This window comes from Sphingomonas sp. SP5, assembly GCF_058313455.1.
In genome coordinates this window covers 358770-381086 of the sequence record NZ_JBZFLF010000003.1, presented here as the reverse complement: position 1 = coordinate 381086, position 22317 = coordinate 358770, and the positions used below count along the sequence as shown (strand labels likewise).

Below are 22317 nucleotides of genomic sequence, written 5' to 3'. Positions count from 1 at the left end.
GGCGGCTATGGCCGCCCCGACCTCACGAGGCGACACGATATGAAACGCACTCTCCTCTCCGCAACCGCGGTGCTATCGCTTGCCGCCTGCGACGGCCCTGCCGAGAAGGCGGGCAAGGAGCGCGATCAGGCTGCCGCCGCGGCAGCGGGCCAGCCCTACAAGGGCGAGGGATCGAACGAGAAGCTGGGCGAAGCCCAGGACCGCGCCAACAAGGCCGCGAACGACGCACGCGATGCGCAGGCCGACGAACTGAAGCAGCAGGGCAAGGCGATCCGCGAGGAAGCCGATGGCCGTGCCGACAAGCTCGAAGTGCAGGCGAAGCGGATCCGCGACGAGGTGGACAAGCGCGCCGACGTCTACGACGATCGCGCCAAGGCGGTCCGCCAGTGAACACTGCCGCGACCGTGGCACTCGACAACGGCGGGGCCGTGCCCCGTGCCGGGCGCGGTCGCCTCGCGCACCAGTTCTGGGAGATCCCCAAGGCCGGGTGGCGCGACATCGCGGTGCGTACCTGGCAGGAGACTAACGACGACAACATAAGCCTGCTCGCCGCAGGGGTCGCGTTCTACAGCTTCCTTGCCTTCGTGCCGATGCTGGCGGCGATCGTGCTCATATATGGGATTGTTGCCAATCCTGCTGACGTCGCAGGCCATCTTGACACGCTGACGCGCATCCTGCCGACCGACGCCGCCAAGATCGTAGCCGACCAGATGAAGAGCATGACCGAGACCCCGCCCACCCGCTCCACGGTCGGTCTGGTGATCGCCATCCTGCTCGCGATCTACGGCGCGATGCGCGGCGCGACCTCGGTGATCGGCGCGCTGAACGTCACCTACGATGAGCACGAGACGCGCAACTTCTTTCGCACCACCGGGCTCTCGTTCGCGTTCACGCTGGGCGCGGTTCTGGTGGCAATCGTAGCCATGCTCGCGATCAGCGCCATGAGCCTAATCGGCACGGTTATTCATCTGCCCGCCTTCGCGGCACCGCTCGTCACCGGCGGTCTCTGGTTCAGCACAGCGCTGGTCGCGAGCGCGCTCGTCGCCGTGGTCTATCGCTACGGCCCCGACCGCGAAGATGCTCGCTGGACGTGGCTCACCCCCGGCGCGGTGTTCGCCAGTGTCGTGGCGCTACTCGCGACCTTCCTGTTCGGGCTCTATGTCAGTCATTTCGCTGGCTACAATGCGACCTACGGCGCGCTCGGTGCCGTCGTGTCGTTTCTGATGTGGCTCTACGTCACCGCCTTCGTGGTGCTGCTCGGCGCCGAGCTCAATGCCGAGATAGAACGCCAGACTGCCCAGGATACCACCACCGGACCGGAAACGCAGATGGGCGAACGCGGTGCGACCATGGCGGACACGACCGCTGCGGGAGGCGAAACGCCTGCGAAGCTCGACAAGGCCGATGCCGCCTTAGCGACGGACGGTGTGCCGGTCCCCGGCAAGCCTTCGCTCGCGGCACCGGTGGTCGCCGGCATCGCCGCGTCGCGGATCAGCCGCCACGTCGGCGACGTGCCGCTCGGCGTCGTATCGATGACCCTGATCTCGACCGGGCTCACGCTTATCGGCCAGCGCGGCTCCGCGACACGCGGATTGCTATGTCTCGCGGGCGGTGGTCTGCTGACCTGGCGCGCTCACGTCCGTGCCCGCTGACACACATATCAAGACGAAAGCGCCCATCCCCATGAGCAATCTCGACAGTGTCGCCGGCTACAAGGATGTCGTTACCGGCAGCCGCGAGGCTCCCGAGGACACCCCCGGTGCCGCGCAAGTCAGGTCCGCCTCCGCGCCTGAACTGAAGACGCTCGCCGCGGTTGCGGTCGGTACGCTTGTCATCGCCGCGCTCTATTTTGGGCAGGAGGTGCTGATCCCGATCACGCTGGCGGTCATGCTGTCGTTCGTGCTGTCACCGGTGGTCAACTTCCTCCAGCGGCTGCGGCTGTGGCGCGCGCCAGCGGTTATCATCACCGTGCTCGCCGCACTCGGCGTGCTCGGTTTGGTCGGCACCCTCATCGGCAGCCAGGCCGCCTCGCTTACCGCCAATGCGCCGCAATACGCACAGACGATCGAAGCCAAGGTGCAGGGCGTCCAAGGCTTCGCGGTCGCGCGTCTTGCCTCCATCACCAAGCAGCTCAGCGGCAAACCCGCTCCGAGCGCCGCGCCGACACCGGCGAATGGCGCGGGCCTTGACGCTCGGCGATCCTCCGTGTCCGGAACGCAGAAGCCTGTTCCGGTTCAGGTCGTCTCCGAAGGCGCTTCGCCGTTCACGATCGCAAAGACGGTATTGGCACCGATCCTCGGACCGCTCGAAACGACGGTCATCGTCCTGATCGTCGCGATCTTCGTCCTTCTCCAGAAGGAGGATCTGCGCGATCGTTTCATCCGCGTGTTCGGCTCGACCGACCTGCACCGCACCACCCGTGCGATGGACGATGCCGGCCAGCGGCTGAGCAAATACTTTCTCTCGCAGCTCGCGGTGAACACCAGCTTCGGGGTCGTGATCGGGCTCGGCCTGTGGGCCATCGGGGTGCCCTCCCCCGCCATGTGGGGCATCATGGCCGGATTGCTGCGGTTCGTGCCGTACATCGGCTCGTTCCTCGCCGCGGTCGCGCCGGCCGCACTGGCCGCTGCGGTCGATCCGGGATGGACCATGGCGATCGAGGTGGTCGTGCTGTTCGTCGTCGTCGAGCCGATCGTTGGCTATGTCGTCGAGCCGCTCCTCTACGGTCACTCGACCGGACTCTCGCCCGTGTCGGTTATCGTGTCGGCGATCTTCTGGACGTGGCTGTGGGGCCCAATTGGCCTCATCATGTCGACCCCGCTCACCTTGTGCCTCGTCGTCATGGGCCGGCACGTAAAGAGCCTGGAGTTCTTCGACGTCCTGCTCGGCGACCGACCTGCGCTGACGCCGGTGGAGAGCTTCTACCAGCGCATCCTTGCCAACAACCCGGATGAGGCGCTGGCGCAGGCCGAGACGCTGCTTAGCGACCGCTCGCTGACCGACTATTATGACGGCGTCGTGCTGGAGGGGCTCAAGCTCGCCGTGGAGGATCAGGCGCGGGGCACCATCGACCAATCCGGCGCGGTCCGCATGACCCGCTCCATGCTGTCAGTCATCGATGACCTGCGTCCTTCGGCGGTGCCAACAGACACGGCCACCGCGACCGTCAACGCGATCTGCGTCGCCGGCCACGGCCCCTTCGACGATGCGGTCACCGCCATGTTGGTGCAACTGCTTGGGCAGCGGGGCGTCGAGGCCCGCCGCATCCCCAACGCGGCTGTCTCTCGCGAGACCATCACCACCCTCGACGTGACCGGCGTCGAGGTAATCGCAATCTCGTATCTGGAGGTGACCGGCTCGCCGGCGCAGCTCCGGTATCTCGTCCGTCGTCTCCGCGAGCGCGCACCTACCGCGCGGATCATCGTCGGCCTGTGGCCTCAAGGCGAGGCCGCACTGAGCGATCTCACGATCCAGCGCACGCTCGGGGCCGATCGCTATGTCGGCTCGCTTGCCGACGCCGTGACCCAGATCGCTGCCGAAACGAACACCGCGGCCAAAGCCGCCTGACCGTCACCGCCACCACGCCGCGACACCACGCCCCCCACGAAGGAACAGACATGACCAACCGCATCACTCTGGCGCTCGCCCTCGCCGCCGCGGCCTCGCTCGCCGCTTGTAGTCAGAACGCCCGCGATCAGAGCGCCCAAGCCGGCAACGCAATCGCGACGGACGTGAGCGCGACGACCGACAACGTCGCTGATGACACCGCTGCCGCGACGGATAGGGCAGCCGATCGGACTGGCGACCACCTGTCCAATGCCGGCGACAGCATCGGGGCGACAGCCGACAAGGCAGGCAATGCAATCTCGAACGGGGCCGACCGCGCGGCGGATGCGACCGGCAATCTCCTCGAAAAGGCCGGCAAAGAGCTCAAGGACTGAAGCATTGTGGCCGCTTAGCAAGCGTCGGGTGCCTCGACGAGCCGAAACGCGGCGTCGCGCACAGCACTGCTTGCTCAGCTCTCCGCCCATCCCTGGGCGCTTGACGGCGACATCGTCTCCACTGAACTGGAGGGGCTGAGCAGAACGCCGACATTGGACGCGCTCGTTCATAGCCTTGCCACGGGACCTGAACAGACCGGCCCCGCGGCCCCCGGCACCGGCCGAGTTGTCATCGGGTGGGGAACACACGATCGGCTTTGCCTGCCAAGACAGGCAGCGCGAGCACAGGCGGCCTTTCCTGAGGCAGAACTGCACTGGTTCAAAAACAGTGGCCACTTTCCAATGTGGGACATGCCGGAGGAAACGATCGCGGTGATCCTCAATGCCGCCAGGTAGGGCCCAAACTACCAGCCTGTACGACTGACCCAAATTCGGTCGTTCAGGAAGTTCGAGGCAGCGCCCGAAACCGATCGTTCGTTCAGCGTTACCGCCGGCCGGTAGACCATACTTCCAGACCACCGGTTTACCGCACCTGCAAAAGGGCTACAGATCCTCTTCTTGGTAATCGGCCGCTCTGGTCCTGAAACTAGGTGAGGCCGAGAATGGTTATGAACGATCAGGGCAATAGCGGCAGAGGTTCCGATCTCCGTAGCCTGACGGCCGCTTGTGACTGGTCGGCGACGTGTCTGGGCGCACGCGAAAGTTGGCCGCGCTCGCTCGAAACCATCCTCGACATGATGCTGTCGTCGCAATTCGCCATGTGCGTCGGCTGGGGGCCGGAGCTGACGCTGTTCTACAATGACGCCTATGTGCCGTTCCTCGGTTCGCGGCACCCCGCCGCTCTGGGGAAGCCCTTGAGCGAGGTTTGGGCGGAAGTCTGGGACGACATCAAGCCATCGATCGCGTCGGCCATGGCCGGCACGCCGGTCGGGCATGAAGACCTGCCCCTCACCATGACACGGCACGGCCATCCGGAAGAAACGTGGTGGACGTTCGCCTACAGTCCGCTGCGCGATGACCAGGGCGCAATCGCCGGCTTCCTCAACATCGCGACCGAGACCACCGCGAAGATCGTCCACGAGCGCGAACTGGCGGCGCGCGAGGCCGAGCTGCGGGCGCTCAACAGCGACCTTGAAGCACAGATCGTCGCGCGCGCACGCGAGCGGGCGACGACGTGGACAGTCACGTCGGAACTGCTGTCGGTGATCGATCTGCGCACGGGCTGCTTCGACCGCGTCAATCCAGCCTGGACGGTAGTCCTCGGTTGGACCGCACAGGAGCTGGAAGGATCGCCGTTCTCCGACTTTCTGCTGCCTGACGATGAGCTTGCCAGTGCCGCGGCCTTCGAGGAGGTGCGCGACGGCAATCCGGTGATGCGGTTCGACAATCGCTACCGGACGAAGGACGGTGAAATTCGCTGGCTGTCGTGGGTCGCCGTGCCGTTCGAGGGAAAGCTATACTCCAGCGCCCGTGATATCACCGGTGAGCGCGCCCAGACGGACAGGCTGGCGCTGGCGGAAGATTCATTACGCCAGGCTCAAAAAATGGAAGCGGTCGGTCAGCTCACCGGCGGGGTTGCGCATGACTTCAACAACCTGCTGACCGTTATCCGTGGCTCGGTCGATCTCCTTCGCCGCCCCGACCTCAGCGACGATCGCCGTGCGAAATACATCGACGCGATCGGCGACACCGCGGACCGCGCGGCCAAACTGACGGGACAGCTGCTCGCCTTCGCGCGAAGGCAGGCCCTCAAACCCGAGACGTTCGACTGCGGTCAGAGTATCGCTGACCTGGTATCGATGGTCCGGACGCTCACCGGCTCGCGCATCGTCATCAACACGGTCGTGCCCGAAGAACCCTGCTACGTCCTCGCCGACAAGGGGCAGTTCGATACCGCCATCATCAACATGAGCATCAACGCGCGCGACGCGATGGATGGCGAGGGCGATCTCACCATCGTCGTCGGTCCTGTGTCGGGTATTCCGGAGATCCGGCTGCATCCGCCAATCGCCGGCGACTTTGTCGCGGTGACGATCAGCGACACCGGGAGCGGTATTTCGCCCGAGAACGTGGCGCGCATTTTCGAGCCGTTCTTCACCACCAAAGGCGTCGGCAAGGGCACGGGCCTGGGTCTTTCCCAGGTGATCGGCTTTGCCAAGCAGTCGGACGGAGACATTCGGGTCGAAAGCGGCGAGCACGGCGGCACCACCTTCACCCTCTACCTGCCCCGTGTCGCGGTCGATGGCAGTCGCGCGGCGGTGGAAGAGGACGAACCCGTCGCCGTCACGGGCGACGGCGTATGCGTGCTGGTAGTCGAGGACAACAGCAGCGTCGGCGAGTTCGCGACGCAGGCGCTGCGCGAACTGGGTTACGACACGATCCTGGCGCTCAACGCCGATGAGGCGCTGGCCGAACTGGAGAAGGATTGCAGCCGTTTCCACATCGTCTTCTCCGACGTTGTGATGCCCGGCATGTCGGGCCTGGAACTGGCGCAAGAGGTGCGCCGCCGCCATCCGAGGCTGCCCGTCATCCTGACCAGCGGCTATAGTCATGTGCTTGCGCAGAATGGCCGCCATGGTTTCGAACTGCTGCACAAACCCTACTCGATCGAGCAGTTGTCCCGCGTGTTCCGTAAATCGATCACTTGGCAGACGCGGCGGTAACGAGGCGCATGTCGGCCAGCGTCGTCAAACGACGCTGGCGCACCGGCCACGCCAAAACCTTGGTTTTGATCGGAATGGCCATTAATCTGGAGTGACAGGATGGCACGGGGCCATGCCGAGCATGGATAACGGCCAGCGTGACGACCCACGGATCAGATGCGAAAAGCCCGTACCTCGTCGATACGCCTTCTCTGATGCCAGACCTTACCCGAGCCACCGACTGGGCCTCGACACCGCTTGGTCCCGTCGACCATTGGCCGCAGAGCCTGCGCACGGCGGTCGACATGATGCTGGGGTCTGGCCATGCGATGTGCATCGTCTGGGGCAAGGACCGCACCCTGCTCTACAACGATGCCTATGCGCCGATCCTGGGGAGCCGCCACCCGCAGGCGCTTGGCAAGCCTTTCGCAGAGGTCTGGCCCGAGATCGAGCCGCTGGTCGAGCGTACGTTTGCGGGCGAGACATGCACATTCGAGGACTTGCCGCTGCTGATGACCCGCAACGGCTATGCGGAGGACACGTGGTGGTCGTTCTCCTATTCGCCGATCCATAATGAGCAGGGGCGTGTCGCCGGCCTGCTGAACGTGACGCTCGAGACAACCGGCCGGGTGCTGGTCGAACGACAGCGTGACGCCGCGATCGCTGACCTGCGGGCCAGCGAAGCACGGTACAGGGCCATCTTCGAGAACATCGATGCCGGCTTCTGCATCAGCGAGGTCAAGTTCGATGCGACCGGCGCACCGGTGGATCACCGGGTCGTCGAAGCCAATCCTGCGTTCGAGCGTCACACGGGACTGAGCGATGCCGTGGGACGCTGGGCCAACGAGGTCGCACCCGGCATCGAGCAGCATTGGCATGATGCCTATGGACATGTCGCCAAGACTGGTGAGCCGGTGCGGTTTGAAGGCGAGGCGAAGCCGCTCGGACGCTGGTACGACGCCCACCTGTTTCCCGTCGCCGATGGTCGTGTCGCTATGCTCATCGCCGACACGACCGAGCGTCGCCGAACCGAGGACGCCGTCGCCCGCAACGAGGCGAAGTGGCGCACCATTTTCGAGACGCTGCGCGAAGGCTTCATCCTCGGCGAGCTTGTCCGCGACGAGACAGGCCGGGTCGTCGACTGGCGATATGATGAGGTCAACAATGCCTGGTACGACCTTGTCGACATCGAGCGGGGTTGCGCGGTCGGGCGGACGATCCGGGAGGTCTTTCCTGGCATCGAAGACGCGTGGGTTTTCGAACCTGTGACTGCGGTCGAAACGGGCGAACCCGTCCGTTTCACGCGCCAGGTCGGGACGCTCGGCCGCTGGTATGACGGGGTAATGCAGCACGCCGGAGACGATCATTTCACGATCATCTTCACCGAAGTCACCGACCGTGTGCTGCGCGAACGGCGACAGGCGGCCCTGATCCGCCTCAGTGACCGTTTACTGGACGAGGAATCAACCGAGGATCTGGGCCCGTTGGCGAGTGCCGTGCTTGGGGAGGCGCTGGGCGTCGAGCTCGTCGGTTATGGCGACATCGACCCCGTGGTTGAAACGATTACGGTCGAGCGCGATTGGACAGCGGAACCTGCCCTCAGCCTCAGCGGAACGCTACGCCTTCGCGACTATGGTTCGTTCATTGATGATCTGAAAGCCGGAGAGACGGTTGTCGTTCGCGACTGTCGCTCCGATGCCCGCACCCGCCACCAAGCCGCTGCGATGGAGGCGCGCGGCGCGCGCGCCTTCGTCAATATTCCCATGATGCAGCAGGGCGTCTGCGTGGCGATGGTCTATGTCAGCACCGCCTCGCCCCGTGACTGGACCAGTGACGAGGTGCAGTTCGTCCGCGACGTCGCCTACCGCGTCCATGTCGCGATCGAACAGCGCCGGGCTCGGGCGCAGGAGGCGCTGCTCAACGGCGAGCTGGCGCACCGGGTCAAGAATACGCTCAGCGTGGTGCAGGCGATCGCCAATGCGACGCTGGCGCGTACCGCCAGCGATGCCGCAGCGACCGAGTTCGGCAACCGGATGAAGGCGCTGGCATCGGCGCACGATGTACTGCTGGCGCGATCCTGGTCCGCGGCGGGCTTCCGACAGATCGCCGAGGCGGCACTGGCGTCCTTCGACACCGCTCGCATCACCATCTCGGGACCGGAGGTCAGGATCGGCTCGCGCACCGCCATGTCATTGTCGCTGCTACTGCATGAGCTGTCGACTAATGCCGCCAAGCACGGTGCGCTGAGCGTGCCCGACGGCCGCGTCACGCTGAGTTGGACGATATCTCGAAGCGACGACGTCGAGATCCTCGACATGCGTTGGGCGGAACGAGGCGGTCCACCGGCGGTTGAACCATCCCACCGTGGTTTCGGATCACGCATCATCCGCATGGGTCTGACCGGGTCGGGGGGCGTTAAGCTTCACTATGATATCGAGGGGCTGACAGCAGATATGAGCGCACCGCTCCACCAGATCATCCAAGGTTAAGTCGATCAGCCACGTCATGGGTCAGTCACAACCGATCGGGCCTTTGCCTGTTCTCATCATCGAGGATCAGCCGGTGCTCCGCATCGAGGTCGCCGATATGGTCGAGCGGGCGGGTTTCATTCCCGTCGAGGCGACCAGCGTCGATGAGGCGATCGATATTCTCGAAACCCGCACGGACATCCGGATCGTCTATATAGACCTCGACATGCCAAGGGGCGTGAAGGGGATCGAGATCGCCGCTGCGATCCGCAATCGATGGCCGCCGATCGAGATCATCCTGACCGCCGCCACCTTCGCCAAGGCCGACCTCGACCTGCCGGTCCGCGCGGAGTTCTATTCCAAGCCCATCCATCATGGTGACGTGATCGCTGCCATGCGCCGTATGGCAGCCGACACGGATCACAAAGGCTCTGATCAACTGGCCTGACGTCGAATCGGCTCTTCCGACAGAAATTGCGACGGCCGACGCTCTCAAAAGCGATGGTGAAGAGGCGAAGCTAACGGTTTCTCGAAACCGAGGTTTCGCGTATTCTGAGAAGGATCATTGTACGAGCCCAGTGTCACAACCGTTAAGTTTGGACGCAAAGGTTTGTGCATTGCGAGCGGAGGGTTATGCGCCGGCTTTAAAGCCGCTGTCGCCTAATGACCCGCTACTTCGAGATTGTGGCGCATCTGTCGTAGACCGCGGCGTATCCAGCTCTTCATCGTGCCAATCGGCACACAATTGCGTTCGGCAAGCTCCGCATAGGTAAATCCATGGAAAAACGCGTTCCGGATCGCGTTACCCTGATGACTTTCCAGCGCGGCGAGGCAGGCGAAAACCCCCCGCGATGCTTCATCGAGCAGCATTCCCGCTTCGGCATCAACCGTTGGGTCAGGCAAGTCGGGTGCGTCGTCGAGCGGCACGGCAGCCTGTCTTGTCTGACTGCGGCGCCAGTCGATTGCACGGTTTCGAGCGATGGTCGCCAGCCAGCTGATCGGACTGCCGAGACACGGCTCATACGTTCCAGCGCGCTTCCAGACGATCATGTAGACATCGTGCAGCACGTCTTCGGCAGCGGCGCGGTCCCAGCAAATGCGAAGACATATGCCAAACAGCTTGGCCGAAGTCAGAACGTACAGAGTGCGGAACGCATCCTGCTCCCCCTGACCTGTTCGGGCCAACTGGTCGATCAGATGCAGACGCGCTTCGCTGACGGTCGATTGCGTCAGAACCAAAGCGGCCTTCGCTGAGAGCGATGTGTCGGAGGGAGAAGCTGAGATCGATCGCATCGATGTGACCGTCGTAGCGCTTTGTGTAGAAAAACAATCTGACGAACGCTCTGACGTTTGTGCCATTGCCCCCTCACGCGAACACAGGAGAGTGAAGCCCTCGGCACAAGATGCCGGCAAGTGCCGAGGGCGGCGGGGGAGCGCTGTTCTCCCGCACGTTTCAGTCGATCGTCATGGCCTTTGCGGGAACATCACCGAGCGAACGCGGCTCGTGCATCGGGCACCCATTAAATTCGCCGCGAAATTTTGCGGACGCTTCATAGGTCGGCTTGCGCGCCCGATTGACGCCCCCGATCGGCTGATGCGCAGCAAGGCCGTGCCATGGGCTGAACGCAATCGCCTTGTCCTGACCGTCGCTGGTCCCATGCTCCCAGCTGATCTGCGCAGGAACGGTAAGTCGGGCAATCGGGACAAACGGGCTTTTCTTCTCGTCCCAGACGACCGAAGCATCCTCGATCGGCATCTCTTCCAGGTCCGTGCAAAGCTGGACCCGCAGCTCCCAAACGCTGTCCTGCTCGATCAGCACCTCTCCCAGATCCTCGCGTAGGGCGTCGGGGCGACCCGAGGTTTCGACCTTGTCACCCGTCAGTGCCGTCATGTTTGACGACACCGGTGCCAGCGAGAGCTTGGCGATATAGTCGCCGTAGCGAAACGGCACCTGCGTATAATAGGTTTCGCCCAACGGGTGAGTGTTCGGCGCACCACCCAGCGTCTGGACCGTAGGGCTCTGGACCCCGATCGTTTCCAGTGCGGCGTCAACCACCTGCAACGTCGCTGACAGTGCCTTCTTCAGACCCTCGCCCGTATCGGTGGTCTTGGCCAGCATCTTCAGATTGGCAAGGAACGCCTTGGGCGTGGGGGCGGCAAAGGCAGGGCCGTTGACGAGAACGAAATCCTGCGTGCTGTCCGTCTCGGAACCCGGCAGGCGGTCGCCAGAAACGTCGAACAGTTTGATCGCTACGCCGCGCGGTACGCTGATGCTGTCGTCAAGGATATCGCCCGGCAACGTCGAGAACCGCATCAACACATCGTAGGAGCCCGACGTGGCGAAAAGCCCTTGCGCCAGCGGTGCCGTCAACCCGGGCAGAACTTCGATCCGGCCCTTCACGATCGCGTGCGCCTTGGCATGGACACCACGCACGGCCGAACCATAATCCTTGGCAGTCTGCTCCTGAATGAGATGGAACTGCTCGTTCAGGCCCTTGATGGTTTCCCCCTCATCGGGCTCCGGCTTTTCGATAGCCGGCGTGTAACGGATCGCGGAATGGGAGATCGCGTCGGCCATGAGGTTTCTTTCGCTGGAGATGCGCCCGGCCTGCATTGCTGACCGGGTCGTTACGCTCCAAACGCCTGAACGCCGATGTCGCCACATGAGATCGCAAATTTCTTTGGAACGTCGCTCCGAGGATAAGCTCGTTCTACTCGCGCTGGCTCTAATCCGGTCGGAAACGGTAAGACTGTTCCCGATAATCTGGTTTTGCCCGTCCACATCAAAGACGGGCGGCGCGTTCAGGCCATCGTCCGGCGGTTGCGTCTATTTTGGAAAATGGATTCCGCACAGCTTGTTGCCGTCGGGATCGCGAAAATAGGCCAATTCGATAGTTCCCATCGAGGCAGTTTCGCGCGGTCCAGGCGGAGCTTCGATCGAAGTGCCGCCAGCGGTAACGGCTGAATCGTGAAGCTTCTTTACCTGCTCGGGCGAGTCGCAGGAAAAGGCGACGGTGCTGCCGTTGGCGACGCTTGCCGGTTCGTCATTGATCGGCTGGCTGATGATGAAGTTGGTTCCGTTGCCATTATTGTAGATCAGACGGGTATGGCCGCTGTCGGCGATGTTCCGCGTCCCTTCCCCTACACCCAAGGTGCCGAGCACCGTGTCGTAGAAGCGCTTGGACCGTTCAATGTCGTTCGATCCGACCATGGTGTGAAACAGCACATTTTTTCTCCTGCTCAAGGGTCTAATACGAACGTGAACCGGAATCGGGTCATAGGGCGGTTATCCAGCTCGGCTACGCCGCTGCTGCGATCGGCGTGAACGGTTGGGCAAACCGGATGAAATTGTCGATGCCGCGCTTTGGATGAGCGCTGATCTGGGCGCGTTCGTCACCGGCGCGGCAATATCTGTTGATGGGGGTTGGTTACTCTGAGCTCTACTATTGGATCAGTCGCAGACAGTGTCACAACCGTTCGGTTTTAACACCAGTGCACCTCGAACTTCCTACTAGTTTTCTAGCTTCAAACAGTCAGCTGTAAGCCTCGGCATGACGAACGATCCCGATCAGCCGGCGGGCGTCGCCTTTGCCATTGTCCCCTTTTGCCAGCCGATCGCCTTATGAAGAACGCGTGACAGCTGCTCGACCGAATAGGGTTTGTGCAACAATTCGAAGCCGTGCTTGCCATTCCTCGCCAGCACGTGACTGTATCCGCTGGTGAGAACGATTGGTACACCGGGATACGACCGCCGTATTTTGTTTCCAAGATCGATGCCGTTCATGCCGGGCATCACCACATCGGAGAACACGATGTGAAAACGGTCGCAGCCCTCCTCCAATGCCGCTAGCGCTTTTTCCGCGTCTGTTGCGAGGATGCTGTCGTACCCCAGCTCTTTGAGCGCCTGGGTCGCAAATTCGCCGACCTGCGGATTGTCCTCTACGACGAGAACGCAATACCCTTCCCCGCTGATCGGGGCCTCAACCGCCGCCTCATTCTCCATCCCCGCTTCGTCGGTATAGGCGCGGGGCAGATAGAGGGTGAAGGTCGTGCCCTGTCCAACGACGCTCTCGACGCTAATATCTCCGCCCGATTGCTTCGCGAAGCCGATGACCTGCGAAAGGCCAAGGCCTGTGCCCTCGCCGACACCCTTGGTGGTAAAAAAGGGCTCGTAGATACGGTTGATCTGTGCGGGGTCGATGCCGGTGCCGGTATCGGTGACGGTGACCGCGATGAAATCGCCGACGACCGGCACGTGAGACCGGATCGCTGGTATGCCCGACACAGCACCGGCCGCGATAGTCAGCATTCCCTCACCGTCCATTGCGTCGCGTGCATTCACGGCAAGGTTGACGATCGCATTCTCGAATTGCGCCCGATCCGCCAGGGTATGAATGGTCTGGTCGGGGGTGTGTGTTTCCAGAACGATGCGCGATCCGATGAGCGTGCCGATCATATCGGACACGTTGTCGATACAGGCACCAAGGTCGAACAGTTCGGGCGTCAGAGCCTGTCGGCGTGAGAAGGCAAGAAGTTGGCCGGTCAGCTTGGCGGCGCGGTCGGCGGTGTCGCCGATCGCGTCGATGTAGCGTGCGCGTTTGTCATCGGCGATACCGGGCCTGCGCAACAGATCGACAGAACCGCGGATGACGGTTAGCAGATTATTGAAGTCGTGTGCGACACCGCCTGTCAATCGACCGATCGCTTCGAGCTTCTGTGCCTGTCGCAGCTGTTCTTCAGCGCGTGCCAGCTCCTCGCGCTGCTCGATGACTTCGGCGGCTAGGGTCTGATGGCGCTCCTCCATCTGGACCCGGTTGGTCTGCTCGTTGGTGACGCAGAACAGACCTGCTACCTGTCCCGCATCATCGTAAGCCGGTGAGTAGGTGAAGGTCCACCAGCTCCGTTCAGGCACGCCCTCACGGCTCAGGTCGAGGGGCATGTCCGTCATCTTGCGGCTCTCGCCAGCGAGCGTTGTAATGACCAACGGCTCAATATCGCTCCAGATGCTCGCCCAGACCACCTTGAAGGGCGTGCCCAGCGCGGTGGCGAGACGGTAGCCGAGGATCGGACGGTAGGCGTCGTTGTAAAAGCACAGGAGATCGTCGCCCCACGCCAGGAACATCGGCGTCGGACAGGCGAGCATTATTGCCAACGTCGTCTTCAGCGACGCAGGCCAAGTGTTAATCGGCCCGACCGACGTGCCCGTCCAATCCTTCGAAAGGATTTCCGCACCTGTGATGCTCTCTGCGCCGATATGGGGATCGATCGATGGAACGGCGTTCGTCATGGGTTCCGCTTATACAAGGGCGAGCGGTCATGATCGCCGTGCCAGCATCAGCCTAGCCGGTTCCATCGTGGGGCGACAACTCGCTTCGCCAAGCGAGGACTGCGAACCCAAACAGCGGCAGTGCTGATCGTTGTGCCGGCTTGGCAATAGCGGCTTGGTGTCAAAACCGTCCGGGCCTGTTGAAAAATACCGGACATGCCGGGTCGCTCCTTCGTTTCACCCCTGCCGAAAGGAGCGCCGCCATGATGGGACCAGCCTGTCGCGGTGGGCGGGGAGGGGCATCCCGCCGCACCATAGAAGCCATGTTGCCCGCAGACCACCTGCTGCGTCGCATCGACCGATGTCTCGATACGAGCGAGTTGAGGCAAGCACTGGTTGGTCACTACAGCGCGCGGGGGCGACCATCTGTCGATCCCGAACTCCTCATCCGCATGACCCTGATCGGCCGCATCTACGCCATCACGTCCGACCGGCGCCTGTGCGAGGAGCTGAGCTACAATCTGGCCTACCGCTGGTTCTGTCGTCTCTCGCCAGGAGACAGGGTTCCGCACCACTCGACGTTCAGCAAGAACCGGCATGGCCGCTTCCGCGACGCCGGCGCATTCCGGGTCCTGTTCGAGAGCACGGTCCGACGCTGCATCAGCGCAGGGCTGGTCGGAGGAAAAGACGCCGCGATCGACGCGTCGTTCATAGCGGCTGATGCAAGCTGGCAGCGTAAGACCATTCCTGGCTACCTGCCGTATGTCGCCAACGCATCGCGCGCGGTTCGGGAATGGGTGCAAGACAAAGGAGATGCCGTCTGGGAAATGGCGCGCTCGAAGAGCTGCCAAGGCGTCTCTCGAACGGATCCTGCCGCGGCCTGGTCGGCGCGAACGGTGCGGGGCCGGTTTGGCTATGCCCTCAACGCGCTGGTCGACACCCCGAGTGGCGTTGCGCTTGATGTCGAGGCGACGCCGGCTCGTTTCGCGGAGGAGGTCGATGCCGGCCGCGTCATGCTCGAGAGGTCGGCCGATCGGTTCGATTTCCACCCCAAGCGGGTTGCTGCCGATAAGGCCTACGGCAGCGCCGGCTTCCTCGGCTTCGTTCGGGATCACGGCGCAACCCCGCACATCCCCGTAATCGACCGGACGCAGCAGACCAAGGGCAAGCTGCCGCGAACGGCCTTTAGCTATGATCGTGGCACTGACAGCTTTACTTGCCCGACCGGCAAGACGCTCCGGCACCACGCCTTCCATTCGCCCACCGGAGTGCATCGCTATGCCGCCGACGTTCGGGACTGCGAGACGTGCGTGCTTCGGAAGAAATGCACCAAGGCGCGGCGTCGTACCCTTGTCCGACTGGACGAAGAGGATGTTCGTGATCTTGCCAGAGCCGAGGTGGAAACCGGGCTTTACAAACGGTCGATGCGGTTGCGGCGCGGGGTCGAACGGTTCTTCGCCGACGCCAAAGGCAAGCATGGCATGAGACGGCTTCACCTGCGCGGCATCCGCGGAGCGGAAGAAGAGTTCCTGATCGGCGCGGCAGTGATGAACCTGATGATCCTGGCACGACCTCAAAGGCTGACCGGCAAGCCGCGCCGCGGTGTCTGCGTTCCGGCAGCCCTGACCCCGGCTGCGATCTCGGCCCGTTCGATCGAACATGACGTGATCGTCTCGCCTGTTCGGCGATATGTCTGATCGTTGAAGCACCGCCCGGTTCATCACGCGGCGCGCAGTCGTTCTTTGCGGTACGGCACGCCGTCAAGCAGCGCTTGGCCCGGCGCCTTGGGCGTGCCGTCACCGTTCACATACATATAGAGCGTCGTCGTCGTCATCCCGAGGCGGCGCGCAACGTCGGCCGCGACCGCATTGCGATCGGCCATTGCGGCCATGGCCATCGCCAGCGTCGCCTTATCCATCTTGCGAGGTCGTCCACCCATCCGCCCCCGGGCGCGTGCCGCAGCAAGGCCCGCCTGTGTGCGCTCGGCTATCAACTCACGTTCGAACTCGGCGAAGGCTGCGAAGATGCCGAATGCGAGGCGGCCGTTGGCGGTAGTGGTGTCGATCTGCGCGCCGGCACCCGTCAGCACCTTCAACCCGATGCCACGCTCGCGCAGCGCCTCGGCGGTGATGACCAGATGCCGGAGGTCGCGCCCAAGACGATCCAGTTTCCAGAGGACCAGTGTATTGCCAGGCTGCAACGCCTTGAGGCAGGCAGTCAGGCCAGGACGCGCATCGTGGCGGCCCGAAGCGAGATCCTCATAGATACGTGAGGCATCGACGCCAGCGGCGAGCAGTGCATCGCGCTGCGGCGCCAGCGTCTGCGATCCGTCAGCCTTAGACACCCTCACATATCCGATGAGCATCATTACCCCGCCAGAAAAGATATTCACCACCCTGCAATGTGTCGGTGGTTTCCGCAACGGGTTTTCCGATCTGAATGGAGCGTCGTCGAGGCAGAAATTGCTATTGCCAGAAAACCGGTCGTTTTTCTTGTTTGGATCGGCATGGATCATGACCTACCAATAGAATTGCATGCTATGAGATAACGTATCCCTTGAGCGTTGGCGATCTCCTGCGTAGGTGACATCGTAACGCGGCTCGGGAGGAGCCGCTTACGAGGGGTTAGTACGTGCTGATTTCAATCAAGGCACGGCTGCGCGCAGCCGCGGCCGGCGCAGTCATAACGATCGCAACGCCGGCGCTCGCCCAGGTACAAGGGAAATCGCCTGGGCTCGGCGATGCTACGACCGATCAAACGCAGCAGGAGGACGGCAGCGACATCGTCGTCACCGGCAGCCGCTTCGGCGGTCGCACCGCCACCCAGTCGCCGACGCCCGTCGACGCGATCTCGCGCGAGCAGTTGCAGCAGAGCGGGCGCGTCGACCTGCTCCAGCAGTTGAAGGTTCAGGTGCCGAGCTTCAACATCCCGCGCCCGCTAGGCTCGGGCGTGGGCGACTATCTCCAGCCACCGTCGCTGCGTGGGCTCGGCCCCGGCGAGGTGCTGGTGCTGGTCAACGGCAAGCGACGCCACACTTCGAGCGATCTGAACGCCAGCAACGGCGTCGGACGCGGCGACGTGTCGGTCGACTTCAACGCGATCCCGTCGTTCGCGCTCGCACGCGCGGAGGTGCTGCGCGACGGCGCATCGGCGCAATACGGGTCGGACGCAATTTCAGGTGTCATCAACCTGATCCTCGATCGCTCGGTCGGCACGCGCGCGCAGGCGACGTTCGGCACCACGACGGAAGGGGACGGCGAAACCTACGAGGCCAGCGTCTCGTCCGGCGTCCGCGTCGGCGAGGACGGCGTTTTCCGACTAACCGCGTCAATCCAGAAGCATCAGGGTACCGACCGCTCGCGGCCCGACACGCGACAGCAGTATTTCGGCACCAACGCCGCGGGGCGCCCGGTCGCGATCTCGGGCAATTACGGCTCGGGCACGGGTCTGACCCCATCGAACGGCACGCTCGACCCGCGCGAGGCGACGATCGACCGCAACGTGTTCCGCTTCGGTGACCAACCGAACACCAACAAGCAGCTGTTCTACAATTTCGTCGCACCCGCGTCGGACAGCGTCGAGGTCTACTCGTTCGGCGGCTACAATCGCCTCGACGGTGACATCGAGTATTTCTTCCGTCGCGCCGGCCAGGACGAGACGATCCGCGCGATCAATCCCGACGGCTACCGACCTACGCTCGACTCTCGGATCGAGAATCTGTCTGTCGCGCTCGGCCTGCGCGGCAGCAACCTTGCCGGCTTCGGCTGGGACCTGTCGAGCGTCTACGGCCTCAATACGCAGGACCTCTTCTACGACAACAGCGTCAACGTGTCCTACGGGCTGGCGACGCCGCGCCGCTTCTACCGGCTGGGATCCGATTTCTACCAGTGGACCAACAACCTCGACCTGACCCGCGAGGTCGCGCTGGGCGGCGGTGATCCATTGAAGCTGGCGGCGGGTGTCGAATATCGCGAGGAGACCTATCGCCTCTTCTCGGGCAGTCCGGCGGGCTATCTGAACGGCGGCGTGCCGATCCTCGACGGCCCCAACGCCGGCAGGCCCGCGATCGTGGGTGCGCAGCCGGGTCCAAGCAACGGGCTCGACGACCGCGCGTCGATCAACCGACACAATTGGGCAGTCTACGCAGAGGCGCAGAAGACCATCTTCGACCGGCTGCTGCTCGATGCAGCGGTGCGGCACGAGAACTATTCGGATTTCGGCACCACCACCAACTTCAAGGTTGCGGGGCGCGCCGAGCTGTTCGGCGGCTTGGCGGCACGCGCGTCGTACAACACCGGCTTTCGCGCGCCCGCCTTGGCGCAATCGGGTTACAACGCGTCCAACACGTTGATCCTGGCGGGCGGGCAGCAGGCGATCACACGCGTTGCGGCGGTCAGCAGCGCGGCCGCGCGGCTCGCCGGCGCGACCGACCTGAAGCCGGAAGAATCGCGCAACGTCTCAGCCGGGCTCGTCTTCAAGCAGGGCGGGATCACCGCCACGCTCGATGCCTATCAGATCAAGGTGCGCGATCGCATCGCCATCTCCTCCACCTTCCAGGATGCGCGCATCACCAACTATCTCGCCGCGAACGGACAGGCGGGGTTCAGTGCGCTCAGCTTCATCACCAACGCGGTCGACACCACGACGCGCGGCGTTGATCTGGTCATCAACGCGCGGCATCGTTTCGGCGACGGCAGCTCGCTTACAGCGACGCTGGCGGGCAATTACAACAAGACGAAGTTCGACCGGATCGCAGGCACGCCGGCGCCGCTCGCGGCACTCGGCATCACCACCGCACTGTTCGACCTAACGCAGCAGCTCCGCTTTTCGGACAGCCTGCCGCGCGACAAGGTGACGCTCGACCTGAACTATGCACGTGGGCCGTTCTCGATCTCGCTCACCAACACGCGCTACGGCGAGGTATCGACGGTCGCGCTCACCAACGTCACGCCCGCGCGCATCGCGGTGCTGACCCCCGGCTACGACACGCGGCTGGTCACGTCGCCGACCAACGCCGCCAACTCGGACATCGTGCAGACGTTCGGTGCCAAGGTGCTGACTGACATCGAGCTGGCGTGGCAGGCGACGCCGGTCCTGCGGCTGAGTGCGGGCGCGCAGAACCTGTTCGACGTCTATCCGGACAGGAACATCGCCTCGACGGTCGCCAGCGTCGCGGCCGGCACCAATGGATCGGACAATGCCGGGACACAGCCCTACAACGCGATCTCGCCGTTCGGCTTCAACGGTCGATCGGTGTTTGTCCGGGCGGGGGTGAGCTTCTGACCGGATCAATATCGTCGAGGCGGGCAGCCCTGCGTAGAAGCAGAGCAGCCGCCGCGGCCGCTTCACTTCTACGCCGGTTGGGTCGGCTTACCCGGTGAGCATGCCCGCAACCGCCTGATCGAGCATCCGGGAAGCCGCGTCGATCTTTCGCTGGCGCTCCGTCAGCCTAGTCTGTTCGCTTACCAACTCGCCACGGGTGTCGGCGATCATCTTCGCCACCGACGACGACGCAGGCCCCCCGATGCCATTACGACGGGCGACGTTGCGGATTGGGTCGAGCGCCTCGTGCACCGCCGCGGCGGAGATAGGCAGCGTGTGGCCTAGTTGCGCCTTGGCCGCCGTCTGGATCATGCCCACGGTGATCTGGTCGGCTGTCTTGTTCCGGTCGATCGCGGCGTTGACCACGCGTGCGATCACCTCGTGCGCCTCGCGGAAATCGATCCCACTCTCGCGCACCAGCGCGTCGGCTAGGTCGGTCATGGTGGAGAAGTTTTGTGCGGCGTAGCGCAGCATCTGCGGCTTGTTGGGGTGCAGCGTGCCTACCACGCCGGTCATCGCGTGGGTGGCGGCGATCATCGCGTCGATCGAGCGCGGCTCCAGCGGCACGCGCGAGACGCTGTGCTGATATTCAATCGAGTTCAACGAGGTCAGGATCGACACGAGTTGCCCAACCGCGTTCGACGCGATCGCGCGGCTACGCTCGATCGAGTCCGGGTTCTTCTTCTGCGGCATAATGCTGCTCGTGCCCGCGAACGCCGGGTCGAGCTCTGCCGAGCGATATTCGTCGGTGGTCCACAGCTGGATCTCTGACCCGAGCCGCGACAGACCGCTGAGATAGATCGCGTTGTCGGAGGCAAATTCGGCGATGTGGTCCCAGCCGGCCGTGCCCTCGATTGTATCGATGACGAGGCCGTCGAACCCGAGCAGCGCTGCGGTGCGCTCGCGATCGAGCGGCCAGCCTGTCCCCGCCGACGCTGCGGCACCGAGCGGGCTCTGATTCATGCGCACATACAGCTCCTCGTAGCGGTCGATGCTCTTTCCCACGCTCTCAGAGATCGCCATCAGATAGTGGCCGAGCGTTATCGGCTGTGCCTCCTTGCGATGGGTGTAGACCACCATCACCGTGTCGAGATTGTCCGCCGCTTTGTTCACCACGGCGGTACGCAGGTCGATCAGTGCCTGAACCGTGCGGTTGATCTGGTCGCGGTAAAACATGCGATTGACGGTGTTGGCGAGGTCGTTACGGCTACGACCGGTATGCATGCGTCCTGCGACGGGCCCGATCGTCTTAATGAGCGCGGCTTCGTAGGGAAGGTAGGTACGCAGTTCCGCGTCCGTCTTCGCCCGCGCGTCCACCTGATCCAGGCCGCGCAGGATGGCGGCGGCATCGGTGCGCGTGACGATGCCCCGCTCCGCCAGCATCACGACATGGGCGCGGTGTAGGCGGCTCTCATACGGGAAGGTCGCGTCGCTGAGCGGCTTCGCTGCGGCATCGAAGTCGTAGAGCTCCTGAAACGCGGGCGCTTTTGGCACGGCGCTACGGCCGATGCGTGTTGCATCCTGCGTTTGCGCCGTCGCTGAGCCTGCCAGCAATGCAACGGTCAGGCAAAATCGCGCTGGCGCGCGCACGTTGCTGAAAAACATGAGGTCTCCCCAGACTGAAGGAAAGACTTAACGTCCGCGACGGCATGATACAATGTTTCATCGTAGGCAAGGCTATGATACGTACGTCCTCGTTCAGCCGGCGCCGACGCGTAGCGGACAGGTATTCCACGCTGTAAAGCTAGGTGACAGGGGACCCAGGCGCGACCGACATACCGGTCAGGAAAAGATGCCGAACGTCGTCTGCTACTTGGTTCACCGCTCCCAATTGCTCGATCAGCTGCGCAGGACGGCTGCCGCGCAGACCGGCGGTGGTGAGACGCTTGTCCCGGACATAGGTGTACATGCCGCTGACCGCGAAGGCGGTAACCCGGCCGATATGCGCCTTCTGGCCTGCAACCGTGTCCAGGAACCGGTCGCTGCCGAAAAAGCGACGCCGCGCCAGCGGTGTCTCGAACGTGAGATCGAGGACGGCGATCAGCTCCCGCTCCGGCGGCACCTCGTGCGCGACGTCAGGCGCTGGTGGCGCGGGCTCAGCGTTGTCGTACCGCTCGGGCAGATGCAGCCGAACGCGCAGGAGCGCGGGATCGCTGGCCAGCGTCTTCGCCAGCTCCGTCATGAAGCGGGCAAAGGCGTCCGGATTGGTGTCGCCGATCCCGAAATGTACGTGCATGCGATCGAAAGCGTCGGTGCCGTTCGGGCTGGGCTCGGCGATCCGGTCGACCAGCGTCCGCGATCCGTTAGGAAGTGCGTAGGCGACGGTTGCCGCAAACATGTTCTGCTCGTCGGAGAAGAGGATCGAGGAGGCCTCGTTGAAGGTCGCCTGATCCTCGGCACTGGCGAAGCCGATCTCGACGCCGCCATCGAGGACATAGTCCGCGAACGGCTCGATCCCCTCCTGCACCGGCCAGAGGTGCGCGTCCTGCTCGCGATCGAGATGATATTGGACGTACCAAGCCAGACCGGGCACGCGTGAGCCGAGCGGCCCATGTACGTCGCGCCAGTAGGTGGCGAACAGCTCATGCGGCACCTGGGGGCGCCGCAGAACGGTGGTGTACGTGTTGATTGCAATCGCCGCGTCGCGCGCGGCATAGTCGGGCAGGTCGGTCGACATG

The 22317-nt window shown here is 63.5% G+C and carries 18 protein-coding genes; 11 read left to right on the top strand and 7 right to left on the bottom strand.

Annotation, left to right across the window (positions count from 1 at the left end; all coding sequences use genetic code 11):
- The first annotated feature begins 39 nt into the window (after positions 1–39).
- The 8 genes from AC4GY7_RS09515 to AC4GY7_RS09480 all read left to right on the top strand — a co-directional run bounded on the left by AC4GY7_RS09515 (position 40) and on the right by AC4GY7_RS09480 (position 9499).
- Entirely contained in the window at positions 40–390 is a 351-nt protein-coding gene (locus tag AC4GY7_RS09515; RefSeq protein ID WP_491113244.1) for a hypothetical protein, read from the top strand.
- Positions 387–1652 carry a YihY/virulence factor BrkB family protein gene (locus tag AC4GY7_RS09510; protein ID WP_491113242.1) on the top strand — a complete coding sequence of 422 codons (1266 nt, stop codon included), beginning with the start codon at positions 387–389 and terminating at the stop codon, positions 1650–1652. The genes AC4GY7_RS09515 and AC4GY7_RS09510 overlap by 4 nt, the downstream gene beginning before the upstream one ends.
- Before the next feature lie 31 nt (positions 1653–1683).
- A complete protein-coding gene (locus AC4GY7_RS09505; protein WP_491113240.1) occupies positions 1684–3567 on the top strand; it encodes an AI-2E family transporter in 1884 nt (627 codons plus the stop codon).
- A gap of 50 nt (positions 3568–3617) precedes the next feature.
- The gene (locus AC4GY7_RS09500) at positions 3618–3941 is read left to right on the top strand and encodes a hypothetical protein (RefSeq protein ID WP_491113238.1); all 324 of its coding nucleotides are present in this window, start codon (positions 3618–3620) and stop codon (positions 3939–3941) included.
- Positions 3942–4094: 153 nt separating this feature from the next.
- Entirely contained in the window at positions 4095–4337 is a 243-nt protein-coding gene (locus AC4GY7_RS09495) for an alpha/beta fold hydrolase (RefSeq protein ID WP_491113236.1), read from the top strand.
- A 212-nt stretch (positions 4338–4549) separates the two neighbouring features.
- Positions 4550–6604 (top strand): hybrid sensor histidine kinase/response regulator, encoded by a 2055-nt coding sequence (locus AC4GY7_RS09490; protein ID WP_491113234.1) that lies wholly within the window; start codon positions 4550–4552, stop codon positions 6602–6604.
- A gap of 137 nt (positions 6605–6741) precedes the next feature.
- Positions 6742–9072: a PAS domain-containing protein gene (locus AC4GY7_RS09485; protein ID WP_491113232.1), complete on the top strand. Its 2331-nt coding sequence runs from the start codon at positions 6742–6744 to the stop codon at positions 9070–9072.
- A 16-nt stretch (positions 9073–9088) separates the two neighbouring features.
- Entirely contained in the window at positions 9089–9499 is a 411-nt protein-coding gene (locus AC4GY7_RS09480; protein WP_491113230.1) for a response regulator, read from the top strand.
- Between the two features lie 212 nt (positions 9500–9711).
- Here the strand turns inward: AC4GY7_RS09480 and AC4GY7_RS09475 are convergent, their stop codons facing one another.
- From AC4GY7_RS09475 to AC4GY7_RS09465, 3 genes are all read right to left on the bottom strand, one after another.
- Positions 9712–10290: a sigma-70 family RNA polymerase sigma factor gene (locus tag AC4GY7_RS09475; protein WP_491113228.1), complete on the bottom strand. Its 579-nt coding sequence runs from the start codon at positions 10288–10290 to the stop codon at positions 9712–9714.
- A 214-nt stretch (positions 10291–10504) separates the two neighbouring features.
- Entirely contained in the window at positions 10505–11629 is a 1125-nt protein-coding gene (locus AC4GY7_RS09470; protein WP_491113227.1) for a catalase family protein, read from the bottom strand.
- Between the two features lie 249 nt (positions 11630–11878).
- Positions 11879–12277: a VOC family protein gene (locus AC4GY7_RS09465; protein WP_491113226.1), complete on the bottom strand. Its 399-nt coding sequence runs from the start codon at positions 12275–12277 to the stop codon at positions 11879–11881.
- Between the two features lie 103 nt (positions 12278–12380).
- Here AC4GY7_RS09465 and AC4GY7_RS09460 point away from each other — a divergent pair, with 103 nt between their 5' ends.
- Positions 12381–12488, top strand: a complete 108-nt coding sequence (locus AC4GY7_RS09460; protein WP_491113225.1) for a hypothetical protein — start codon at positions 12381–12383, stop codon at positions 12486–12488.
- A gap of 131 nt (positions 12489–12619) precedes the next feature.
- Here AC4GY7_RS09460 and AC4GY7_RS09455 read toward each other — a convergent pair whose 3' ends face one another.
- Entirely contained in the window at positions 12620–14338 is a 1719-nt protein-coding gene (locus tag AC4GY7_RS09455) for an ATP-binding protein (protein WP_491113223.1), read from the bottom strand.
- A 302-nt stretch (positions 14339–14640) separates the two neighbouring features.
- On the opposite strand from AC4GY7_RS09455, the gene AC4GY7_RS09450 reads away from it, so the two are divergent.
- On the top strand, positions 14641–16014 hold the full coding sequence (locus tag AC4GY7_RS09450) for a transposase (RefSeq protein WP_491113221.1): 1374 nt from the start codon (positions 14641–14643) through the stop codon (positions 16012–16014).
- Positions 16015–16037: 23 nt separating this feature from the next.
- Here the strand turns inward: AC4GY7_RS09450 and AC4GY7_RS09445 are convergent, their stop codons facing one another.
- Complete coding sequence (locus AC4GY7_RS09445) at positions 16038–16682, bottom strand: recombinase family protein (RefSeq protein ID WP_491113736.1); 645 nt, start codon at positions 16680–16682, stop codon at positions 16038–16040.
- 266 nt (positions 16683–16948) lie between these two features.
- Between AC4GY7_RS09445 and AC4GY7_RS09440 the strand changes: the two genes are divergently transcribed.
- A complete protein-coding gene (locus AC4GY7_RS09440; RefSeq protein ID WP_491113219.1) occupies positions 16949–19600 on the top strand; it encodes a TonB-dependent receptor plug domain-containing protein in 2652 nt (883 codons plus the stop codon).
- Positions 19601–19687: 87 nt separating this feature from the next.
- Here the strand turns inward: AC4GY7_RS09440 and argH are convergent, their stop codons facing one another.
- Positions 19688–21244 carry an argininosuccinate lyase gene (gene argH / locus AC4GY7_RS09435; protein ID WP_491113217.1) on the bottom strand — a complete coding sequence of 519 codons (1557 nt, stop codon included), beginning with the start codon at positions 21242–21244 and terminating at the stop codon, positions 19688–19690.
- A gap of 139 nt (positions 21245–21383) precedes the next feature.
- The gene (locus AC4GY7_RS09430; RefSeq protein WP_491113215.1) at positions 21384–22316 is read right to left on the bottom strand and encodes an EthD domain-containing protein; all 933 of its coding nucleotides are present in this window, start codon (positions 22314–22316) and stop codon (positions 21384–21386) included.
- Position 22317 lies beyond the last annotated feature (1 nt).

Excerpts from the sequence above, each read along its gene's own strand:
- AC4GY7_RS09515 (WP_491113244.1), top strand. The coding sequence starts at position 40 with ATGAAACGCACTCTCCTCTCCGCAACCGCGGTGCTATCGCTTGCCGCC.
- AC4GY7_RS09505 (WP_491113240.1), top strand. The coding sequence starts at position 1,684 with ATGAGCAATCTCGACAGTGTCGCCGGCTACAAGGATGTCGTTACCGGC.
- AC4GY7_RS09500 (WP_491113238.1), top strand. The coding sequence starts at position 3,618 with ATGACCAACCGCATCACTCTGGCGCTCGCCCTCGCCGCCGCGGCCTCG.
- AC4GY7_RS09490 (WP_491113234.1), top strand. The coding sequence starts at position 4,550 with ATGAACGATCAGGGCAATAGCGGCAGAGGTTCCGATCTCCGTAGCCTG.
- AC4GY7_RS09480 (WP_491113230.1), top strand. The coding sequence starts at position 9,089 with ATGGGTCAGTCACAACCGATCGGGCCTTTGCCTGTTCTCATCATCGAG.
- AC4GY7_RS09470 (WP_491113227.1), bottom strand. The coding sequence starts at position 11,629 with ATGGCCGACGCGATCTCCCATTCCGCGATCCGTTACACGCCGGCTATC.
- AC4GY7_RS09455 (WP_491113223.1), bottom strand. The coding sequence starts at position 14,338 with ATGACGAACGCCGTTCCATCGATCGATCCCCATATCGGCGCAGAGAGC.
- AC4GY7_RS09450 (WP_491113221.1), top strand. The coding sequence starts at position 14,641 with ATGTTGCCCGCAGACCACCTGCTGCGTCGCATCGACCGATGTCTCGAT.
- AC4GY7_RS09445 (WP_491113736.1), bottom strand. The coding sequence starts at position 16,682 with ATGCTCATCGGATATGTGAGGGTGTCTAAGGCTGACGGATCGCAGACG.
- argH (WP_491113217.1), bottom strand. The coding sequence starts at position 21,244 with ATGTTTTTCAGCAACGTGCGCGCGCCAGCGCGATTTTGCCTGACCGTT.
- AC4GY7_RS09430 (WP_491113215.1), bottom strand. The coding sequence starts at position 22,316 with ATGTCGACCGACCTGCCCGACTATGCCGCGCGCGACGCGGCGATTGCA.